Raw genomic sequence first — 19,718 nt, 5'->3', positions numbered from 1 at the left:
AATTGATGCTGCTGTGGCAGGAGAGGATATGGTTGCGGTCAGAAGTGCGCATTTAAATACGGCAGGGGAGTTCGCTCTCGATCAGTGGATCGCCAGTCTTGGCATTGCCAACCCGCAATCATGTGAACGTATCGCTGAGACCTGGCGCTATTGCGAAGCCCAGACGCAGGATCACCCCGATCAGTCGCTGCTGCTGTGGCGCGGCATCGAGATGGTGGAGATCCTCTCGATGCTTAGCATGGATATCGAAAGCTCCTGCGCCGCGCTGATCTTCCCGCTGGCGAATGCGGAGGTGGTGAGCGAAGAGGAGCTGAGCGAAACCTTCGGCAGCGGCATCGTTACGCTGGTACACGGCGTGCGCGATATGGACGCCATTCGCCAGCTGAAAGCGATCCACAACGACTCCATGGCTTCCGAGCAGGTGGACAACGTGCGCCGCATGCTGCTGGCGATGGTGGAAGATTTCCGCTGCGTGGTGATCAAGCTAGCGGAACGCATTATGAACCTGCGCGAGATGAAAGACGCGCCGGAAGATGAACGCGTGCTGGCGGCCAAAGAGAGCACCAATATCTATGCGCCCCTCGCCAACCGGCTCGGTATCGGCCAGCTGAAATGGGAGCTGGAGGATTACTGCTTCCGCTACCTGCATCCTGACGAATACAAACGCATCGCCAAACTGCTGCACGAGCGCCGTATCGACCGCGAACAGTACATCGAGAACTTTGTCGATACGCTGCGCAAAGAGATGGTGAAAGAGGGGGTGCGCGCCGAGGTTTACGGCCGTCCGAAACATATCTATAGCATCTGGCGCAAGATGCAGAAGAAGTCGCTGGCGTTCGATGAGCTTTTCGACGTGCGCGCGGTGCGCATCGTTGCCGAACGTCTGCAGGACTGCTACGGCGCGCTCGGCATTGTGCATACCCTCTACCGCCATCTGCCGGCGGAGTTTGACGACTATGTCGCCAACCCGAAGCCGAACGGCTATCAGTCGATTCATACCGTGGTGCTCGGGCCGAAAGGCAAAACCGTGGAAATTCAGATCCGCACCCGGCAGATGCACGAGGATGCCGAGCTGGGGGTCGCCGCGCACTGGAAATACAAAGAGGGGCCGAGCACCGGCAGCGCGCGCGGCGCTTCGGGACACGAAGGGCGCATCGCCTGGCTGCGTAAGCTGATCGCCTGGCAGGAAGAGATGGCCGACTCCGGCGAGATGCTGGAAGAGGTGCGCAGCCAGGTGTTCGACGATCGCGTATACGTTTTTACCCCAAAAGGCGACGTGGTGGATCTGCCCGCTGGATCGACGCCGCTCGACTTTGCCTACCATATTCACAGCGATATCGGCCACCGCTGCATCGGCGCCAAGATCGGCGGCCGCATCGTGCCCTTTACCTATCAGCTGCAGATGGGCGATCAGGTGGAAGTGATCACCCAGAAACAGCCCAATCCGAGCCGCGACTGGCTTAACCCCAACCTCGGTTATATCACCACCAGTCGCGGGCGAGCCAAGATCCATAACTGGTTCCGCAAGCAGGATCGCGACAAAAACATCGCGGCGGGCCGTCAGATACTCGACAGCGAGCTGAACCAGCTCGATATCAGCCTGCGCGAAGCGGAGAAGCTGCTGCTGCCGCGCTATAACGTCACCTCGCTCGACGAGCTGCTGGCGGCGATCGGCGGCGGCGATATTCGCCTCAACCAGATGGTCAACTTCCTGCAGGCGAAGCTCAACAAGCCGAGCGCGGAAGAGGAAGATCGCGAGGCGCTGCGCCAGCTGACGCAGAAAAGTTACACGCCGCCGGCGCGCAAAGAGAGCGGCCGCGTGGTGGTCGAAGGGGTCGGCAACCTGATGCACCATATTGCGCGCTGCTGCCAGCCGATTCCCGGTGACGATATCGTCGGCTTTATCACCCAGGGGCGCGGCATCTCTATCCACCGCGCCGACTGCGACCAGCTTGCCGAGCTGAGCGCCCACGCGCCGGAACGCATCGTTGACGCGGTGTGGGGCGAAAGCTACTCCAGCGGCTACTCGCTGGTGGTGCGCGTTACCGCCAACGATCGCAGCGGGCTGCTGCGCGATATCACCACCATTCTTGCCAATGAGAAGGTCAACGTGCTGGGCGTCTCCAGCCGCAGCGACACCAAAAAGCAGCTGGCGACCATCGATATGGATATTGAAATCTACAATCAGCAGGTGCTGGGCCGCGTGCTGTCGCGGCTGAACCAGGTGCCTGATATCATCGACGCCCGACGTCTTCACTGATGTTGCGGGATGGGCGCGTGCCCATCCCGCCTCTTATCTCCGGTTTAACAAGGACTGACTATGAGCGCACTCGATCGCCTGCTGGGCATTATGCGAACCCTGCGCGATCCGCAACGCGGCTGCCCGTGGGATCGCGAACAAACCTTCGCCTCAATTGCACCCTATACGCTGGAAGAGACCTATGAAGTGCTGGACGCCATCCAGCGTGAAGACTTCGAGGATCTCCGCGGCGAACTGGGCGATCTGCTGTTTCAGGTGGTGTTCTACGCGCAGATGGCCAGCGAGCAGCAGCGCTTTGACTTTGACGACATCTGCAATGCCATCAGCGACAAGCTGGAGCGCCGGCATCCCCATATCTTCGGCGACGCCAGCGTCGCGGACAGCGCGGAAGTGCTGAAAAACTGGGAGGCGATCAAGGGCGCAGAGCGGGCGGAAAAAGCGCAGCATTCGGCGCTCGACGACATCCCCAAAGCGCTGCCGGCGCTGATGCGCGCGCATAAAATCCAGAAGCGCTGCCATAACGTCGGCTTTGACTGGACCTCCATTGGCCCGGTGCTGGATAAAGTGCATGAAGAGATTGATGAAGTGATGCACGAGGCGCAGCAGGCGACTATCGATCCGCACAAGCTGGAGGAGGAGATCGGCGATCTGCTGTTCGCCACGGTCAATCTGTCGCGCCATCTGGGCAGCAAAGCGGAAACCGCGCTGCAAAAGGCGAATGACAAGTTCGAGCGCCGTTTCCGCGCCGTGGAGGCGATTATTGCCGCCCAAGGGCTCGCTATGCCGGACGCCACGCTGGAGCAGATGGAAGCGGCCTGGCAGCAGGTTAAGCAGGGCGAAAAACGCTGATTATTCCAGCAGTGCATGCAATTTAGCCGGTCGCGCTTACTCGATTCAGCGTGAGAAAAAAGTTGTGACCTGCGTCAACATTTCCCTGGCCGCTATCCGCTATGTTACCCGCTGCAATGCGTTGGAGGATGGCGGTGATTCATCAATTGTGGCTAACAGGGGTTTCAGGTATACTGTTTTCCCGTCCTGGTTATTCCACCGTCTTTAAACCTAAACTCTCAGGTTCAGCATGACAACGAATTATATTTTTGTGACCGGCGGGGTCGTTTCCTCTCTGGGTAAAGGCATTGCCGCAGCCTCCCTCGCAGCCATTCTCGAAGCACGTGGTCTCAACGTGACCATCATGAAGCTGGATCCCTACATCAACGTCGATCCGGGCACCATGAGCCCTACCCAGCACGGTGAAGTCTTTGTCACCGACGACGGGGCCGAAACCGATTTGGATTTGGGTCACTACGAGCGCTTCATCCGCACCAAAATGACGCGCCGCAACAACTTCACCACGGGTCGTATCTACTCTGAAGTGCTGCGCAAAGAGCGCCGCGGCGACTATCTCGGCGCGACCATTCAGGTCATCCCGCATATCACCAATGCCATTAAAGAACGCATTATCGAAGGTGGCGAAGGTCACGACGTGGTGCTGGTAGAGATTGGCGGCACCGTTGGCGATATCGAATCGCTGCCGTTCCTGGAGGCGATTCGCCAGATGGCGGTTGATGTTGGTCGCGAACACACCATGTATATGCATCTGACGCTGGTGCCTTATATGGCGGCGGCGGGCGAAGTGAAAACCAAGCCGACCCAGCACTCGGTAAAAGAGCTGCTCTCTATCGGCATCCAGCCGGACGTGCTGATCTGCCGTTCCGACCGCGCCGTACCGGCTAACGAACGCGCCAAAATTGCGCTGTTCTGTAACGTGCCGGAAAAAGCGGTTATCTCGCTGAAAGACGTCGATTCCATCTACAAAATCCCGGGCCTGCTGAAATCGCAGGGTCTGGATGACTATATCTGCAAGCGCTTCAACCTCAATGCGCCGGAAGCTAACCTGTCCGAGTGGGAACAGGTAATCTACGAAGAGGCCAATCCGGGCGGCGAAGTGACCATCGGCATGGTCGGCAAATATGTTGAACTGCCGGACGCCTATAAATCGGTGATTGAAGCGCTGAAGCACGGCGGCCTGAAAAATCGCGTAACGGTCAATATCAAGCTGATCGATTCGCAGGACGTTGAGACGCGCGGCGTCGAAATTTTGAAAGATCTGGATGCGATTCTGATCCCCGGCGGCTTCGGCTACCGCGGCGTGGAAGGCAAGCTGATGACCGCGCAGTATGCGCGCGAAAACAACGTGCCTTATCTGGGCATCTGCCTCGGCATGCAGGTTGCGCTGATGGAGTTCGCGCGCAACGTCGTCGGGATGGAAGGCGCCAACTCCACTGAATTTGTGCCAGACTGTAAATACCCGGTGGTAGCGTTAATCACCGAATGGCGCGACGAAAACGGCAATGTGGAACAGCGTACGGAAACCAGCGACCTGGGCGGCACCATGCGCCTCGGCAGCCAGCAGTGCCAGCTGACGCCGGACAGCAAAGTCCGTCAGCTGTACGGTTCCGATACCATTGTTGAGCGCCATCGCCACCGCTACGAAGTCAACAATCTGCTGCTGAAGCCGATTGAAGCCGCAGGGCTGCGCATTGCCGGACGTTCTGGCGACGACCAGCTGGTCGAGATCATCGAGATCCCGAACCACCCCTGGTTTGTGGCTTGCCAGTTCCACCCGGAGTTCACGTCAACACCGCGCGACGGTCATCCGCTGTTCGCCGGCTTTGTTAAGGCCGCGCAGGATCACCAGAAGCGTTTAGCGAAGTAAGTTTCACGAGCAACGCGCGAACTTTTCGCGCGTTGTTTGTCTTAGGATTGACTAACTTGTACTGAGGAAAATCGTAATGGCCAAAATCGTTAAAGTCATCGGTCGCGAAATCATCGACTCCCGCGGCAACCCGACTGTAGAAGCGGAAGTACATCTGGAAGGTGGTTTTGTTGGTCTGGCAGCGGCACCGTCAGGCGCTTCTACCGGTTCACGCGAGGCGCTGGAGCTGCGCGATGGCGACAAATCTCGTTTCCTGGGCAAAGGCGTGACTAAAGCAGTTGCTGCGGTTAACGGTCCGATTGCGGATGCGGTAAAAGGCAAAGACGCGAAAGATCAGGCGAACATCGATAAAATCATGATCGACCTGGACGGTACTGAAAACAAATCCAACTTCGGCGCAAACGCCATTCTGGCGGTATCGCTGGCTGCGGCGAAAGCGGCAGCAGCCTCTAAAGGTCAGCCGCTGTATGAGCACATCGCTGAGCTGAACGGCACCCCGGGCAAATTCTCAATGCCGCTGCCGATGATGAACATCATCAACGGTGGTGAGCACGCCGACAACAACGTCGACATCCAGGAGTTCATGATCCAGCCGGTTGGCGCTTCAACAGTGAAAGAAGCGATCCGCATGGGTTCTGAAGTGTTCCATCACCTGGCGAAAGTGCTGAAGGCGAAAGGCATGAACACCGCTGTTGGCGACGAAGGCGGCTATGCGCCGAACCTGGGTTCCAACGCTGAAGCGCTGGCCGTTATCGCAGAAGCGGTAAAAGCAGCAGGCTACGAGCTGGGCAAAGACATCACCCTGGCGATGGACTGCGCGGCATCTGAATTCTACAAAGACGGCAAATATGTGCTGGCTGGCGAAGGCAACAAAGCCTTTACCTCTGAAGAGTTCACCCACTTCCTGGAAGATCTGACCAAACAGTATCCGATCGTCTCTATCGAAGATGGTCTGGACGAGTCAGACTGGAACGGCTTTGCTTACCAGACTAAAGTGCTGGGCGACAAAATCCAGCTGGTGGGCGACGACCTGTTCGTAACCAACACCAAAATCCTGAAAGAAGGTATCGAGAAAGGCATCGCTAACTCCATCCTGATCAAATTCAACCAGATCGGTTCTCTGACCGAAACCCTGGCGGCGATCAAAATGGCGAAAGACGCTGGCTACACCGCAGTGATTTCACACCGTTCAGGTGAGACCGAAGATGCCACCATCGCTGACCTGGCGGTCGGTACTGCTGCAGGCCAGATCAAAACCGGTTCTATGAGCCGTTCTGACCGCGTGGCTAAGTACAACCAGCTGATCCGTATCGAAGAAGCGCTGGGTTCAAAAGCGCCGTTCAACGGTCTGAAAGAAGTGAAAGGCCAGGCGTAATCGCCTGCTGATGCCGTCGGCTGACGGCATTTGCCTGAGAGAAAGCCCCGCCCTGTGCGGGGCTTTTTGTTTTACAGCAGTGGCGCAGACGCAGAGAAAAGGCACATCGCGTGGTTGAGCTGCGCGGCAAATCTGCCATAATCAGCGCCCTGTTTTTTACTAGCGAGTCCGTAATGCAATACCCGATTAACGAAATGTTCCAGACGCTGCAGGGAGAGGGATTTTATACCGGCGTTCCGGCCATCTTTATCCGCTTACAGGGATGTCCGGTGGGTTGTAGCTGGTGTGATACCAAACATACCTGGGAGAAACTGGCCGATCGGGAAACGGCGCTGGGCGATATTCTGGTCAAAACGGTGGAGACCGATGCCTGGGGCAACGCCGATGAGGCGCTGCTGATTGAGACTATTCAGCGTCAGGGCTGGACGGCGCGCCATGTGGTGATCACCGGCGGCGAGCCGTCGATTTACGACCTGCGTCCGCTGACCACAGCCTTAGAAGCGCACGGCTTTCAGTGCCAGATTGAAACCAGCGGCACGCATGAAGTGCACTGCTCCGAGAAAACCTGGGTCACGGTATCGCCAAAGGTAAATATGCGCGGCGGCTATGATGTGCTGGCGCAGGCGCTGCAGCGCGCGGACGAGATCAAACATCCGGTGGCGCGCGAGCGCGACGTCGAGGCGCTGGATGCACTGCTGGCAACGCTGAGCGACAGCAAAGCCCGCGTGATTGCGCTACAGCCGATCAGCCGTAAAGATGAGGCGACGAAGCTTTGCATCGAAACCTGCATCGCGCGCAACTGGCGTTTATCGATGCAGACCCACAAATATCTCAATATCGCCTGACGGAAAAGAGCAGGGCGGCCGCGCCGCCCGCTACCCTCACTGCTTCGCTTTATAGGCGTCAAACGCCTTCTTGATCTCGCTCTTCGCCACCTCGGCGCTTTCAAATCCGTTTAGCTCCACCTTCTTGCGCCCTTCCGGCAGCTGTTTATAAACGCGAAAAAAGGCCTCAAGGCGCGCCTGCTCCATCTTCGGCAGATCGCTCATGCTCTTGATATCGTCATAGGTTGGATCGATTTTGCTGGTCGGCACCGCGACGATCTTATCGTCCACTTCGCCGCCGTCGATCATCTTCAGCACGCCGATGGGGCGCAGTTTGATCAGCGTCCCAGGCTGCAGCGGCGCGCGGCTATAGAAGATCACGTCGAGGGGATCGTTATCGCCGCCCAGCGACTGCGTCAGGGATCCGTAGTTTGCCGGATAAGCGACCGGCATCGACTGAAAGCGATCCGCGACGATAAAGCCGGTTTTGGCATCGGTCTCATATTTGATGGTGCCGCCGGCCGGAATTTCGGTGACGGCGTAGAACTCATCCGGCACGTTGTCCGGCTGGGGAAAGTCGAGTACGTTATGCGCCTGAACGGCGGCAGAGGCGGTAAAAAGCAGCGCGAAGGCGGCAAGGCGTTTCGGGTTCATCGTTGATTCTCATGATCTTTTATAAAGGAGAGAACAACGTAGAGGCGGCAGATGACAGAGAGATGACGCGGGCGTAAAGAAGCGTAGAGCGGAAAGTGCGGGCTGCGCGCAGCACAGCCCTGACGGGATTTACCCTTTGTAGACGCAGCCTGCGGTGCAGGTCTCTTTGATCATCACCGCGCTCAGCTCAGGCAGCAGCGGCTTCATCTCATCCCAAATCCATTTCGCCAGCACTTCGCTGGTGGGGTTTTCAAGACCCGGGATGTCGTTCAGATAGTTATGATCGAGGCGGTCGTAAAGCGGCTTGAAGGCCGCTTTCAGTTCGGCGAAATCCATCACCCAGCCGGTATGCGCGTCCACTTCGCCGGTAATTTCCAGTCGCACCAGAAACGAATGGCCATGCAGGCGGCCGCATTTGTGTCCTTCCGGGACGTTAGGCAAATGGTGAGCGGCTTCGAACTGGAACTCTTTAAACAGTGTGGTAGACATAATGGCTCTCAGGCTGAAAAACCGGGGAATTCTACCTGAAATACGGAATTTTCGCATCCGTACCGTTATAAAGGCGCATTTTAGCTGAGAGCCAGAGCAGGCCTGTTTTTAACTGACTGATAAACAATCAATTTCTTTACCAGTTTAAGTGATTATGCCTACCTGAAAAACCACTTAGTCATTTTGGTTATTATTTATGTCGAAGCCGTATTTAATCGTTAATATACGGGCCGGTAACCTACCACTCTCTCTGCTACTTTACCGTCCGGACTTCAGATACTGGAATTTTTAACGCGATGACGACTCAGGCACCCCCAGGTTCTCTGCTCCCGCTAAACCCGGAGCAACTTGCGCGATTACAGGCGGCAACGACTGATTTTTCTCCCACCCAGCTGGCGTGGCTCTCTGGCTACTTCTGGGGAATGATCAATCAGACGCCCGGCAGCGTCGCGGCCAGCGCGCCAGCGGCGGCGGAGATCCCGGCGATTACGCTGATCTCGGCTTCGCAAACCGGCAATGCGCGCCGCGTCGCCGAGCAGCTGCGCGACGATCTGCAGGCGGCGAAGCTCAACGTTAAGCTGGTTAACGCTGGCGACTATAAGTTCAAGCAGATCGGCCAGGAGAAGCTGCTGGTGGTGGTCACCTCCACGCAGGGCGAAGGCGATCCGCCGGAAGAGGCGGTGGCGCTGCATAAATTCCTGATGTCGAAAAAAGCGCCGAAGCTGGATGGCGCCGCCTTTGCGGTGCTGGGCCTCGGCGATACCTCCTATGAATTCTTTAGCAAAGCTGGCAAAGACTTTGACAGCCGTCTGGCGGAGCTGGGGGCAGAGCGCCTGCTGGATCGCGTCGACGCCGATGTCGATTTCGCCGAAGCGGCCGCGAACTGGCGCCGTGCGCTGGTTGAGGTGCTGAAGCAGCGCGTGCCGAGTGAGACGCCCGCGCAGGCGATGGCGACCGCGACCGGCAGCATCAACGAAGTGCACAGCAGCCCCTACACCAAAGAGGCGCCGCTGACCGCCAGCTTTGCCGTGAACCAAAAAATTACCGGCCGCAACTCCGATAAAGACGTGCGCCATATTGAGATCGACCTGGGCGATTCTGGCTTACGCTATCAGCCGGGCGACGCGCTGGGCGTCTGGTATGAAAACGACCCGGAACTGGTCGCCGAGCTGCTGAGCCTGCTGTGGCTGAAAGGCGACGAGCCGGTACAGATCGACAACGAAACCCTGCCGCTTAGCGAGGCGCTGCAAAAGCACTTTGAGCTGACGGTTAACACCGCGCAAATCGTTGAGCAGTACGCCGCGCTGTCGCGCAACGACGCGCTGCTGGCAATGGCAGGCGACAAGGCGAAGCTGCAACACTATGCGCAGACCTTCCCCATCGTCGATATGGTGCGTAACGCGCCGACCGAACTCAACGCCGAGCAGCTGACCGCGCTGCTGCGTCCGCTGACGCCGCGCCTCTACTCTATCGCCTCATCGCAGGCGGAGAACGAAACTGAAGTACATATCACCGTCGGCGCGGTGCGCTTCGATATCGACGGCCGCCCCCGCACGGGCGGCGCTTCCGGCTATCTGGCTGATCGCCTGGAAGAGGATGCGGAGATCCGCGTCTTTATCGAGCATAACGATAATTTCCGTCTGCCCGCTAACCCGGACGCGCCGGTGATCATGATTGGCCCCGGCACCGGCATCGCGCCGTTCCGCGCCTTTATGCAGCAGCGCGACAACGACGGCGCAGGCGGCAAAAACTGGCTATTCTTCGGCAATCCACACTTCACGGAAGACTTCCTCTATCAGGTCGAGTGGCAGCAGTACGTGAAAGATGGCCTGCTGACCCATATCGACCTCGCCTGGTCACGCGACCAGGAGCAGAAGGTTTACGTACAGGATAAAATCCGCGCCAAAGGGGCGGAAGTGTGGCGCTGGATCGAAGAGGGCGCGCATATTTATGTCTGCGGCGACGCCAACCGTATGGCGAAAGACGTCGAGCAGGCGCTGCTGGATGTGGTGGTCGAACACGGCGCAATGGATCGTGAGACGGCCGACGAATTTTTAAGTGAGCTGCGCATCGAGCGCCGCTATCAGCGAGACGTTTATTAATGAGCGAAAAACACCCTGGACCGCTGGTCGTTGAAGGCAAGCTGGTCGACGCCGAGCGTCTTAAAAAAGAGAGCAACTATTTACGCGGCACCATCCTCGAGGATCTGGATGATGGCCTGACCGGCGGCTTCAACGGCGATAACTTTCTGCTGATCCGCTTCCACGGCATGTACCAGCAGGACGATCGCGACATCCGCGCCGAGCGCGCCGAACAGAAGCTGGAGCCGCGTCACGCCATGATGCTGCGCTGCCGTCTGCCGGGCGGCATTATTACGCCGACGCAGTGGCTGGCGATCGATAAGTTCGCCACGGAAAAAACCCTGTACGGCAGCATCCGTCTGACCAACCGCCAGACCTTTCAGTTTCACGGCATTCTGAAGAAGAACGTTAAGCCGTCGCACCAGATGCTGCACGAAGTCGGGCTTGACGCGCTGGCGACCGCCAACGACGTTAACCGCAACGTGCTCTGTACCTCCAACCCGGTGGAGTCAGAGCTGCATCAGGAAGCCTACGAGTGGGCGAAGAAAATCTCCGAGCATCTGCTGCCGCGCACCCGCGCCTACGCTGAAATCTGGTGGGATAAAGAGAAGGTCGCTACCACCGACGAGGAGCCGATCCTCGGCGAGACCTATCTGCCGCGTAAGTTTAAAACCACGGTGGTGATCCCGCCGCATAACGATGTGGATCTGCACGCCAACGATCTTAACTTCATCGCGGTGGCGGAGAAGGGCAAGCTGATCGGCTTTAACCTGCTGGTGGGCGGTGGCCTGTCGATTGAACACGGCAACAAAGCGACCTATGCGCGCACCGCCAGCGAAATCGGCTATCTGCCGCTGAGCAAAACGCTGGAGGTCGCCGCGGCCGTTGTCACCACGCAGCGCGACTGGGGCAACCGTACCGATCGCAAAAACGCCAAAACCAAATATACGCTTGAGCGCGTTGGGGTCGAGACCTTTAAAGCGGAAGTGGAAAAGCGTGCCGGTTTAACCTTTGAACCGATCCGCCCCTACGAGTTCACTACCCGCGGTGACCGCATCGGCTGGATCAAGGGCATCGACAACAAGTGGCACCTGACGCTGTTTATCGAAAACGGTCGCCTGCTTGACTACCCGGAGCGTCCGCTGAAGAGCGGCATCGCGGCTATCGCGCGCGTGCATCAGGGCGACTTCCGCCTGACGGCCAACCAGAACCTGATCGTGGCCGGCGTGCCGGAGAGCGAGAAGGCGAAGATCGAGGCGATTGCGCGCGAGCACGGCCTGATGGAGAGCGTGACCGCGCAGCGCGAAAACTCGATGGCGTGCGTCTCCTTCCCGACCTGCCCGCTGGCGATGGCGGAAGCGGAGCGTTTTCTGCCCGCCTTTGTTACCAAAGTAGAAGAGATCATGCACGGCCACGGCGTGGGCGAAGAGCACATAGTGCTACGCGTCACCGGTTGTCCCAACGGCTGCGGCCGTGCCATGCTGGCGGAAATCGGGCTGGTGGGCAAAGCGCCAGGCCGTTACAACCTGCATATCGGCGGCAACCGCATCGGCACGCGCATTCCGCGCATGTACCGCGAGAACATCACCGAAAGCGAGATCCTTGCCAGCATTGACGAGCTGGTGGGACGCTGGGCGCGCGAGCGTCACGGCGCTGAGGGCTTCGGCGACTTCACGATCCGCGCGGGTATCATCAAGCCGGTTGTCGATCCGGCACGTGATTTCTGGGATTCGGAGGCAGTATGAGTCAGTTCGACCTCGCAGCACTGAGTGAAATGAACAAAGTCGAGCGCACGCTGGCGTTAGCGTCCGTCAATGCTCAGCTGGAGAAAAGCTCGGCGGAGGCGCGCGTCAGCTGGACGCTGGAGAACCTGCCGGGCGCCTTTGTGCTCTCGTCGAGTTTCGGCATTCAGGCGGCGGTGTCGCTGCATCTGGTCACGCGCCAGATGCCGGATATTCCGGTGATCCTCACCGATACCGGCTATCTCTTCCCGGAAACCTATCGCTTTATCGACCAGCTGACGGATCAGCTGGGCCTGAATCTGAAGGTGTTTCGCGCTGAAACCTCGGCGGCCTGGCAGGAAGCGCGCTACGGCAAGCTGTGGGAGCAGGGCGTGGAAGGCATTGAGCAGTACAACCAGATCAACAAGGTTGAGCCGATGAACCGCGCGCTGCAGACGCTGGGCGCGCAGACCTGGTTTGCCGGGCTGCGCCGCGATCAGTCCGGCAGTCGCGCTAATCTGCCGGTGCTTGGCGTGCAGCGCGGCGTCTTCAAGGTGCTGCCGATTATCGACTGGGATAACCGGCAGATTCATCACTATCTGCAGCAGCACAACCTTAAATACCATCCGCTGTGGGATGAGGGCTATTTGTCGGTGGGTGATACCCATACCACGCGCAAATGGGAGCCCGGCATGGCGGAAGAAGAGACGCGCTTCTTCGGACTGAAGCGCGAGTGCGGTCTGCACGAAGGGTAACCGCTCAACGCGCCGTGATTCACGGCGCGTTGCTTTTTAGATCCCCGTCAGCGCGGCAAAGGCATCCGTCGCCCGCGTCATATTTACCTGAGTCACCTCATAGTTCGCCACCGCGACAAAAGGATCTTCCGCCAGGATGGTATCCAGCCGGGCGCGATCGATATCTTTTACCAGCACAATGCCGCCGGTACGCGGTTCCTTACGACCAGCCGCGAGAAACACCCCCGCCGCGAAATAGCGATCCAGCCACTGAATATGCGGCTCCAGCAGGGCGTCAACCTCTTCGACCGGGCGAAAATAGCTTAGCGAGACGATATACATAGCGATCCTTACAGTTTGGGGTTGGTCAGTTCGCCCAGCAGCGGCAGCAGAACCTTCACGCTGTCGCGCGTGCGCAGCGAGATGCGGCCCGGCAGCCAGCGATCAAGATAGCTGAGATTATCGCGATCGGTCTGATGGCGCGTGGTGCCGTCCGGGAAGTGCGTCGAGCGGCTGCGCTGCTGCGCGCCATCTTTGCCGCCCAGCGACCAGTTACTCGCCGTCACGTCCAGCAGCGGAAAGCCCGCCTTATCGAACGCATTGACGCCGTTATAGTCGCGCGCGGTTATCTGATGGCTGGCGGCGGGAATACCGAGCTGCTGCGCCAGGCGCAGCGCGCGCTCGCTGGTCTGCTTGCGCACCGCGCGCGGCGTATTGCTGCCGCTGTTGAAATAGAGATGATCGCCGGTGATCAGGCTGTTAAGGTCCACCACCAGCAGCGTGTTCTTTTTCTCTTTCTCGCTCATGCGCGCCACGTAATCCTGCATGCCGCCGGGCGCGGTTTCGCTGGCGCTCAGGGCCACGAAACGCACGCCGTAGTGCAGCGGCCGACGGCTCAGCTGCTGCGCCAGCTCCAGCATCACGCCCAGCCCTGAGGCGTTGTCGTCGACCCCCTGCAGGCGCAGGCCGCCGAGATTTTTCTCTACCTCGCGGCTGCTGAGCGGGGTCCAGGTGTCGAGATGCGCCACGATCAGGATCTCCTGCGGCGCGCTGCCGGCGCGGGCGGCAATCACCGAGGTCGCGGTGACCTTGTGCCAGCGCAGCTCGCCGTTGGCTTCGCGCCAGCGATAGCCGGTATTGAGCTGGCGGGTATTACTCTGAAAACCGAGCGCGGTGAACTGCTGCTGCAGGTAGTCGGCGGCCATCATTTCAGCCGGGCTGCCGCTCATGCGGCCAGGAAACCAGGTGGCAATATGGCGAAGCTGCTGCTCGGCAAATGCCCCGGGCGCAACGCTGGCGGCCTGGGCGTGCAGAGCAAAACCGCAATTTAACAGCGCGGCCAGCGCGGTCAGGCGGAGAAAGGCAAACATGCGGTGTTCCTTGTCGGTCATCCTGTGACGAAAAGCCAAAATTTTTTCGCTCTCCAGTATGAAACTGTGATCGCCATTAAACAATTTGATTCGCTCTGAAAGCCTTGCCAGATCATCTGTTAAGCACATTTTGTTATGAGCTTGCCTGGGGCGTTATTCCATTCGGTAACTACTCATTCCAATTCGTAATTTCATCTGCCAGAAGGGCGCAACGTATAGTCGCGTTAAATTACGGTTACAACGCCAGGGTTATCGTGGACTATTTGCCTCTTTTCGCCGATCTCAAAGGTCGTCCGGTGCTGGTCGTCGGCGGCGGCGACGTTGCGGCGCGCAAAATTGAACTGCTGCGTCGCGCTTCCGCGCAGGTGCGCGTGGTGTCGCGCGAGCTTTGCCCCGAGCTTCAGGCGCTGCATCAGGAACAGCAGATCGACTGGCTGGCGACGACGTTCGACCCGGCGCAGCTCGACGCGGTCTTTCTCGCTATCGCTGCCACCGACGATAACCAGCTTAACCGTCAGGTTTACGACGAGGCCAACGCCCGTCACCGGCTGGTCAACGTGGTGGACGACCAGCCGAAGTGCAGCTTTATCTTTCCCTCTATCGTGGATCGCTCACCGCTGGTGGTCGCCATCTCCTCCAGCGGCACCGCGCCGGTGCTGGCGCGTATGCTGCGCGAAAAGCTGGAGGCGCTGCTGCCCGCCAGCCTGGGGCAGATGGCCGACGTGGCCGGCGGATTTCGCGACAGCGTAAAGCAGCGCTTTAGCCGCATGTCCGATCGCCGTCGCTTCTGGGAGCGCGCCTTTAACGGCCTGTTTGCCAGCCAGATGTCGGCGGGCAACGTGGAGGAGGCGACGCGCACCCTGGTGCGTGAGCTTCATGAGGAGCCGAACCGCGAAGGCGAGATCATTCTGGTGGGGGCCGGGCCTGGCGACAGCGGGCTGCTAACGCTGCGCGGCCTGCAGGTAATGCAGCTGGCGGACGTGGTGCTGTACGACCATCTGGTCAGCGACGAGGTGCTGGATCTGGTACGCCGCGACGCCGACCGCATCTGCGTTGGCAAGCGCGCCGGTGCGCACTCGGTGCCGCAGGAAGAGACCAATCGCCTGCTGGTGGAGCTGGCGCGCAAAGGCAAGCGCGTGGTGCGCCTGAAAGGAGGCGATCCCTTTATCTTTGGCCGCGGCGGCGAAGAGCTGCAGGCGGCGCAGGAGGCGGGCATCCCGTTTCAGGTGGTGCCTGGCGTCACAGCCGCGGCAGGGGCTACCGCCTACGCCGGCATTCCGCTGACGCATCGCGATCACGCCCAGAGCGTGCTGTTTATTACCGGTCACTGTCGCGCCGACGGCGACGATATCGACTGGCCGTCGCTGGCGCGGGCGCGCCAGACCCTGGCGATTTATATGGGCACGGTCAAGGCGGCGGCGATCGGCGAAGGGCTGATTCGCCACGGTCGCGACCCTGCGACGCCGGTTGCGGTTATTGGCCGCGGCACGCGGCAGGATCAGCAGGTGCTGACCGGCACGCTGGAACACCTTGAGACGCTGGCTGCCGCCGCGCCGACGCCTGCGCTGCTGGTGATCGGAGAAGTGGTAAAGCTGCACGAGCAGCTGGCGTGGTTTCAACATTCTGCACAGCAGGCGACCCGCGAGTCCGCCGTTGTCACACTGGCTTGAGGAAAAATCATGGATCAAAAAAGACTTACTCATCTGCGTCAGTTAGAGGCGGAAAGCATTCATATCATCCGCGAGGTCGCAGCGGAGTTCAGCAATCCGGTAATGATGTACTCCATCGGCAAAGATTCGTCGGTGATGCTGCATCTGGCGCGCAAAGCCTTCTATCCCGGCACGCTGCCGTTTCCGCTGCTGCACGTTGATACCGGCTGGAAATTCCGCGAGATGTACGCGTTTCGCGATCGCACCGTGAAAGAGATGGGTGCCGAGCTGCTGGTTCACCGTAACCCGGAAGGCGTGGCGATGGGCATCAACCCCTTCGTACACGGCAGCGCCAAGCACACCGACATCATGAAAACCGAAGGGCTGAAGCAGGCGCTGAACAAATATGGCTTTGACGCCGCGTTCGGCGGGGCGCGCCGCGACGAAGAGAAGTCGCGCGCCAAAGAGCGTATCTACTCTTTCCGCGACCGTTTTCACCGCTGGGATCCGAAAAATCAGCGCCCGGAGCTGTGGCATAACTACAACGGCCAGATCAACAAGGGCGAAAGCATTCGCGTTTTCCCGCTGTCGAACTGGACCGAGCTTGATATCTGGCAGTACATCTTCCTGGAAAACATCGAAATCGTGCCGCTCTATCTCGCCGCGCCGCGTCCGGTGCTGGAGCGCGACGGCATGCTGATGATGGTGGATGATGACCGTATCAATCTGCAGCCTGGCGAAGTGATCACGCAGCGTATGGTGCGCTTCCGCACCCTTGGCTGCTGGCCGCTTACCGGCGCGGTGGAGTCTGAAGCGCAGACGCTGCCGGAAATTATCGAAGAGATGCTGGTCTCTACCACCAGCGAACGCCAGGGCCGCGTGATTGACCGCGATCAGTCCGGTTCGATGGAACTGAAAAAACGTCAGGGTTATTTCTAAGGAGACGCAGATGAATACCGTTATTGCACAACAGATTGCCGATCAGGGCGGCGTAGAAGCCTGGCTGACCGCGCAACAGCATAAAAGTCTGCTGCGTTTTCTTACCTGCGGCAGCGTCGACGACGGCAAAAGCACGCTGATCGGCCGCCTGCTGCACGATACGCGTCAGATCTATGAAGATCAGCTCTCTTCGCTGCACAACGACAGCAAGCGTCACGGCACCCAGGGCGAGAAGCTCGACCTGGCGCTGCTGGTAGATGGTCTTCAGGCGGAGCGCGAGCAGGGCATCACCATTGACGTGGCCTACCGCTACTTCTCTACCGAGAAGCGTAAATTTATTATCGCCGACACGCCGGGGCACGAGCAGTACACCCGCAACATGGCGACCGGCGCCTCGACCTGCGATCTGGCGATCCTGCTGATCGACGCGCGTAAAGGCGTGCTGGATCAGACCCGTCGCCACAGCTTTATCTCCACGCTGCTGGGCATTAAGCATCTGGTGGTGGCGATCAACAAAATGGACCTGGTGGAGTACAGCCAGGAGACCTACGAGCAGATTAAGCAAGACTACCTCGACTTCGCGGCGCAGCTGCCGGAAGACCTGGATATCCGCTTTGTGCCGATGTCGGCGCTCGAGGGCGATAACGTCGCTACCCCAAGCCAGACCATGCCGTGGTACAGCGGCCCGACGCTGCTCGACGTGCTGGAGACCGTGGAGGTGAAGCGCGTGGTGGACCAGCAGCCGATGCGCTTCCCGGTGCAGTACGTTAACCGTCCGAACCTGGATTTCCGCGGCTATGCGGGCACGCTCGCCTCCGGTGCGGTGCGGGTCGGCCAGCGCGTGAAGGTGCTGCCGTCAGGCGTAGAATCGACCGTGGCGCGCATCGTTACCTTTGACGGCGACCTGCAGGAAGCGGGCGCGGGCGAAGCCATTACCCTGGTGCTGAACGACGAGATCGATATCAGCCGCGGCGATCTACTGGTCGACAGCGACGCCGAGCTGGAGGCGGTGCAGTCCGCGACCGTCGACGTGGTATGGATGGCGGAGCAGCCGCTGCAGCCGGGCCAGAGCTACGATATTAAAATCGCCGGCAAGAAAGCGCGCGGCCGCGTGGCGAAGGTGATTCATCAGGTCGAGATCAATACGCTGGAGAAGCGCGCCGCCGAGACGCTGCCGCTGAACGGCATCGGTCTGGTGGAAATGACCTTCGACGAACCTATGGTGCTGGATAAATATCAGCAGAACCCGGTGACCGGCGGCATGATCTTTATCGATCGCCTGAGCAACGTCACCGTGGGCGCGGGGATGATCCATCAGCCGCTGAGCGGCGCAGCGCAGCAGTCAGGCCAGTTCAGCGAGTTTGAGCTGGAGCTGAACGCCCTGATCCGCCGTCACTTCCCGCACTGGAACGCGCGCGACCTGCTGGGCGGTGAGTAATGGCGCAGCACGATGAAAACGTGGTGTGGCACGACCATCCGGTAACGCGCGAGGCGCGCGAGCAGCAGCACGGCCACCGGGGCGTGGTGCTGTGGTTTACCGGCCTCTCCGGCTCCGGTAAGTCGACGGTAGCCGGCGCGCTGGAGCAGGCGCTGCATTCGCTCGGCGTCAGCACCTATCTGCTCGACGGCGATAACGTGCGTCACGGCCTCTGCCGCGATCTGGGCTTCAGCGACGCCGATCGCAAAGAGAATATCCGCCGCGTAGGCGAATTGGCGAAGCTGATGGTGGATGCGGGGCTGGTGGTGCTGACCGCCTTTATCTCGCCGCACCGCGCCGAGCGTCAGATGGTGCGCGATATGCTGCCAGAAGGGCGCTTTATCGAGGTGTTTGTCGATACGCCGCTGGCGGTGTGCGAAGCGCGCGATCCCAAGGGGCTCTACAAAAAAGCCCGCGCGGGGGAGCTGCGTAATTTCACCGGCATCGACAGCGTCTATGAGGCGCCGGAGCAGCCAGAAATATGCTTAGCGGGCGAACAATTGGTTACAAAACTAACCGGTCAATTGTTAGACCTGCTGTGCCGTCGCGATATTATCGAATCCTGAACAGACAAGCGGCAAATCGAGGCTGGTTTGCCGCCTTCGCGTCAACAGGATCTCTATGCAGAACGTTACTCCTATGCTGGCCCGCAAAGATGAAAGTACCCCGGACGAGCCGCGCTCGTCGCTGCCGGGCGGCATCATCGGCTTTCTCTCTTACTGGTGCGCGCTGGCGATCCCCTTCCTGTTGTACGGCTCCAACACGCTTTTCTTCTTCCTTTATACCTGGCCTTTTTTTCTGGCGCTGCTGCCGGTATCGGTGCTGATCGGCATTATTTTCAGCATGGCGCTGCGCGGCAGGCTGCTCTGGATGACCCCCGCGACGGCGGTGTCGGTGGTCTGCCTTTTCTGGCTGCTCTTCTCATTTTTATCGGGCTGGTGACGCCTCCCGATGTGGAAACGCGTCGGCAGGTTACAAAACTTTACCTGCCCGCCTTCTCCTCATCCTAATCAGAATTTGCGCAGACGACCGGTAAAGCGGGCCATTTTCACGCCTGGAGTGGAGTCCTGCATCAAGTTATGGGATGATTGAGCCGTTTTTCAGGGGGCGGGGATGGGAAAACTGACGTTACTGCTACTGGTGCTGCTCGGCTGGCTGCAATATTCGCTATGGCTGGGCAAAAACGGTATTCACGACTATACGCGCGTCAATGAAGACGTCGCGGTACAACAGGCGAACAACGCCAAACTTAAAGCGCGTAACGATCAGCTGTTTGCCGAAATTGACGATCTCAATGGCGGCTCAGAGGCGATCGAGGAACGCGCACGCAATGAGCTGGGTATGATCAAGCCCGGTGAAACCTTCTATCGTCTGGTGCCGGATCAGAACAAACGCAACGCGCAGGCTGCGCAAAACCAACAACGATAAC

At 59.3% G+C, this 19,718-nt stretch carries 18 protein-coding genes; 14 read left to right on the top strand and 4 right to left on the bottom strand.

Annotated features, from left to right (window positions below; all coding sequences use genetic code 11):
• Positions 1 to 28: 28 nt before the first annotated feature.
• The 5 genes from relA (at position 29) to queE (ending at position 7,196) form a co-directional block, all read left to right on the top strand.
• Entirely contained in the window at positions 29 to 2,260 is a 2,232-nt protein-coding gene (relA, locus tag MHZ97_RS07575) for a GTP diphosphokinase (RefSeq protein ID WP_239314226.1), read from the top strand.
• A 60-nt stretch (positions 2,261 to 2,320) separates the two neighbouring features.
• Complete coding sequence (mazG, locus tag MHZ97_RS07570; protein WP_239314225.1) at positions 2,321 to 3,109, top strand: nucleoside triphosphate pyrophosphohydrolase; 789 nt, start codon at positions 2,321 to 2,323, stop codon at positions 3,107 to 3,109.
• Positions 3,110 to 3,338: 229 nt separating this feature from the next.
• Positions 3,339 to 4,976, top strand: coding sequence for a glutamine hydrolyzing CTP synthase (gene pyrG / locus MHZ97_RS07565; RefSeq protein ID WP_103794805.1), 1,638 nt, complete (start codon positions 3,339 to 3,341; stop codon positions 4,974 to 4,976).
• Positions 4,977 to 5,052: 76 nt separating this feature from the next.
• A complete protein-coding gene (eno, locus tag MHZ97_RS07560; RefSeq protein WP_103794806.1) occupies positions 5,053 to 6,351 on the top strand; it encodes a phosphopyruvate hydratase in 1,299 nt (432 codons plus the stop codon).
• 173 nt (positions 6,352 to 6,524) lie between these two features.
• Positions 6,525 to 7,196, top strand: a complete 672-nt coding sequence (queE, locus tag MHZ97_RS07555) for a 7-carboxy-7-deazaguanine synthase QueE (RefSeq protein WP_103794865.1) — start codon at positions 6,525 to 6,527, stop codon at positions 7,194 to 7,196.
• Positions 7,197 to 7,232: 36 nt separating this feature from the next.
• Here queE and MHZ97_RS07550 read toward each other — a convergent pair whose 3' ends face one another.
• A complete protein-coding gene (locus tag MHZ97_RS07550) occupies positions 7,233 to 7,829 on the bottom strand; it encodes an inorganic diphosphatase (RefSeq protein ID WP_239314224.1) in 597 nt (198 codons plus the stop codon).
• Positions 7,830 to 7,958: 129 nt separating this feature from the next.
• Positions 7,959 to 8,318 carry a 6-carboxytetrahydropterin synthase QueD gene (gene queD, locus MHZ97_RS07545; protein WP_103794808.1) on the bottom strand — a complete coding sequence of 120 codons (360 nt, stop codon included), beginning with the start codon at positions 8,316 to 8,318 and terminating at the stop codon, positions 7,959 to 7,961.
• Between the two features lie 296 nt (positions 8,319 to 8,614).
• On the opposite strand from queD, the gene cysJ reads away from it, so the two are divergent.
• The 3 genes from cysJ to MHZ97_RS07530 are packed head-to-tail and all read left to right on the top strand — an operon-like array spanning position 8,615 to position 12,875.
• Entirely contained in the window at positions 8,615 to 10,420 is a 1,806-nt protein-coding gene (cysJ, locus tag MHZ97_RS07540) for an NADPH-dependent assimilatory sulfite reductase flavoprotein subunit (RefSeq protein ID WP_239314223.1), read from the top strand.
• The gene (gene cysI, locus MHZ97_RS07535; RefSeq protein ID WP_103794810.1) at positions 10,420 to 12,144 is read left to right on the top strand and encodes an assimilatory sulfite reductase (NADPH) hemoprotein subunit; all 1,725 of its coding nucleotides are present in this window, start codon (positions 10,420 to 10,422) and stop codon (positions 12,142 to 12,144) included. Before cysJ ends, cysI begins: the two co-directional genes overlap by 1 nt.
• On the top strand, positions 12,141 to 12,875 hold the full coding sequence (locus tag MHZ97_RS07530; protein WP_103794811.1) for a phosphoadenylyl-sulfate reductase: 735 nt from the start codon (positions 12,141 to 12,143) through the stop codon (positions 12,873 to 12,875). Before cysI ends, MHZ97_RS07530 begins: the two co-directional genes overlap by 4 nt.
• A gap of 36 nt (positions 12,876 to 12,911) precedes the next feature.
• Here MHZ97_RS07530 and MHZ97_RS07525 read toward each other — a convergent pair whose 3' ends face one another.
• Both MHZ97_RS07525 and MHZ97_RS07520 read right to left on the bottom strand, forming a co-directional pair.
• Positions 12,912 to 13,196 (bottom strand): YciI family protein, encoded by a 285-nt coding sequence (locus MHZ97_RS07525; protein WP_103794812.1) that lies wholly within the window; start codon positions 13,194 to 13,196, stop codon positions 12,912 to 12,914.
• Positions 13,197 to 13,204: 8 nt separating this feature from the next.
• The gene (locus MHZ97_RS07520) at positions 13,205 to 14,224 is read right to left on the bottom strand and encodes an aminopeptidase (RefSeq protein WP_239314222.1); all 1,020 of its coding nucleotides are present in this window, start codon (positions 14,222 to 14,224) and stop codon (positions 13,205 to 13,207) included.
• A gap of 254 nt (positions 14,225 to 14,478) precedes the next feature.
• Here MHZ97_RS07520 and cysG point away from each other — a divergent pair, with 254 nt between their 5' ends.
• The 6 genes from cysG (at position 14,479) to ftsB (ending at position 19,717) form a co-directional block, all read left to right on the top strand.
• On the top strand, positions 14,479 to 15,894 hold the full coding sequence (gene cysG / locus MHZ97_RS07515) for a siroheme synthase CysG (RefSeq protein ID WP_239314221.1): 1,416 nt from the start codon (positions 14,479 to 14,481) through the stop codon (positions 15,892 to 15,894).
• A 9-nt stretch (positions 15,895 to 15,903) separates the two neighbouring features.
• The gene (gene cysD, locus MHZ97_RS07510) at positions 15,904 to 16,812 is read left to right on the top strand and encodes a sulfate adenylyltransferase subunit CysD (protein ID WP_103794815.1); all 909 of its coding nucleotides are present in this window, start codon (positions 15,904 to 15,906) and stop codon (positions 16,810 to 16,812) included.
• Between the two features lie 10 nt (positions 16,813 to 16,822).
• Positions 16,823 to 18,250 (top strand): sulfate adenylyltransferase subunit CysN, encoded by a 1,428-nt coding sequence (gene cysN / locus MHZ97_RS07505; RefSeq protein WP_103794816.1) that lies wholly within the window; start codon positions 16,823 to 16,825, stop codon positions 18,248 to 18,250.
• Complete coding sequence (gene cysC, locus MHZ97_RS07500; RefSeq protein WP_239314220.1) at positions 18,250 to 18,855, top strand: adenylyl-sulfate kinase; 606 nt, start codon at positions 18,250 to 18,252, stop codon at positions 18,853 to 18,855. Before cysN ends, cysC begins: the two co-directional genes overlap by 1 nt.
• A 55-nt stretch (positions 18,856 to 18,910) precedes the next feature.
• Positions 18,911 to 19,231, top strand: coding sequence for a DUF3561 family protein (locus MHZ97_RS07495; RefSeq protein ID WP_103794818.1), 321 nt, complete (start codon positions 18,911 to 18,913; stop codon positions 19,229 to 19,231).
• A 171-nt stretch (positions 19,232 to 19,402) separates the two neighbouring features.
• Positions 19,403 to 19,717: a cell division protein FtsB gene (ftsB, locus tag MHZ97_RS07490; RefSeq protein ID WP_081140952.1), complete on the top strand. Its 315-nt coding sequence runs from the start codon at positions 19,403 to 19,405 to the stop codon at positions 19,715 to 19,717.
• Position 19,718: the final 1 nt, after the last annotated feature.

It is taken from the genome of Pantoea sp. ACRSC (assembly GCF_022346785.1).
Lineage (GTDB): Bacteria > Pseudomonadota > Gammaproteobacteria > Enterobacterales > Enterobacteriaceae > Pantoea > Pantoea alvi.
The sequence above is the reverse complement of the archived record's forward strand: the minus strand, read 5'-3'. Positions and strand labels throughout refer to the sequence as shown.

What these genes read in the sequence shown, in the direction of transcription:
- relA (WP_239314226.1), top strand. Translation starts at nt 29, where the DNA reads ATGGTTGCGGTCAGAAGTGCGCATTTAAATACGGCAGGGGAGTTCGCT.
- mazG (WP_239314225.1), top strand. Translation starts at nt 2,321, where the DNA reads ATGAGCGCACTCGATCGCCTGCTGGGCATTATGCGAACCCTGCGCGAT.
- pyrG (WP_103794805.1), top strand. Translation starts at nt 3,339, where the DNA reads ATGACAACGAATTATATTTTTGTGACCGGCGGGGTCGTTTCCTCTCTG.
- eno (WP_103794806.1), top strand. Translation starts at nt 5,053, where the DNA reads ATGGCCAAAATCGTTAAAGTCATCGGTCGCGAAATCATCGACTCCCGC.
- queE (WP_103794865.1), top strand. Translation starts at nt 6,525, where the DNA reads ATGCAATACCCGATTAACGAAATGTTCCAGACGCTGCAGGGAGAGGGA.
- MHZ97_RS07550 (WP_239314224.1), bottom strand. Translation starts at nt 7,829, where the DNA reads ATGAACCCGAAACGCCTTGCCGCCTTCGCGCTGCTTTTTACCGCCTCT.
- queD (WP_103794808.1), bottom strand. Translation starts at nt 8,318, where the DNA reads ATGTCTACCACACTGTTTAAAGAGTTCCAGTTCGAAGCCGCTCACCAT.
- cysJ (WP_239314223.1), top strand. Translation starts at nt 8,615, where the DNA reads ATGACGACTCAGGCACCCCCAGGTTCTCTGCTCCCGCTAAACCCGGAG.
- cysI (WP_103794810.1), top strand. Translation starts at nt 10,420, where the DNA reads ATGAGCGAAAAACACCCTGGACCGCTGGTCGTTGAAGGCAAGCTGGTC.
- MHZ97_RS07530 (WP_103794811.1), top strand. Translation starts at nt 12,141, where the DNA reads ATGAGTCAGTTCGACCTCGCAGCACTGAGTGAAATGAACAAAGTCGAG.
- MHZ97_RS07525 (WP_103794812.1), bottom strand. Translation starts at nt 13,196, where the DNA reads ATGTATATCGTCTCGCTAAGCTATTTTCGCCCGGTCGAAGAGGTTGAC.
- MHZ97_RS07520 (WP_239314222.1), bottom strand. Translation starts at nt 14,224, where the DNA reads ATGTTTGCCTTTCTCCGCCTGACCGCGCTGGCCGCGCTGTTAAATTGC.
- cysD (WP_103794815.1), top strand. Translation starts at nt 15,904, where the DNA reads ATGGATCAAAAAAGACTTACTCATCTGCGTCAGTTAGAGGCGGAAAGC.
- cysN (WP_103794816.1), top strand. Translation starts at nt 16,823, where the DNA reads ATGAATACCGTTATTGCACAACAGATTGCCGATCAGGGCGGCGTAGAA.
- cysC (WP_239314220.1), top strand. Translation starts at nt 18,250, where the DNA reads ATGGCGCAGCACGATGAAAACGTGGTGTGGCACGACCATCCGGTAACG.
- MHZ97_RS07495 (WP_103794818.1), top strand. Translation starts at nt 18,911, where the DNA reads ATGCAGAACGTTACTCCTATGCTGGCCCGCAAAGATGAAAGTACCCCG.
- ftsB (WP_081140952.1), top strand. Translation starts at nt 19,403, where the DNA reads ATGGGAAAACTGACGTTACTGCTACTGGTGCTGCTCGGCTGGCTGCAA.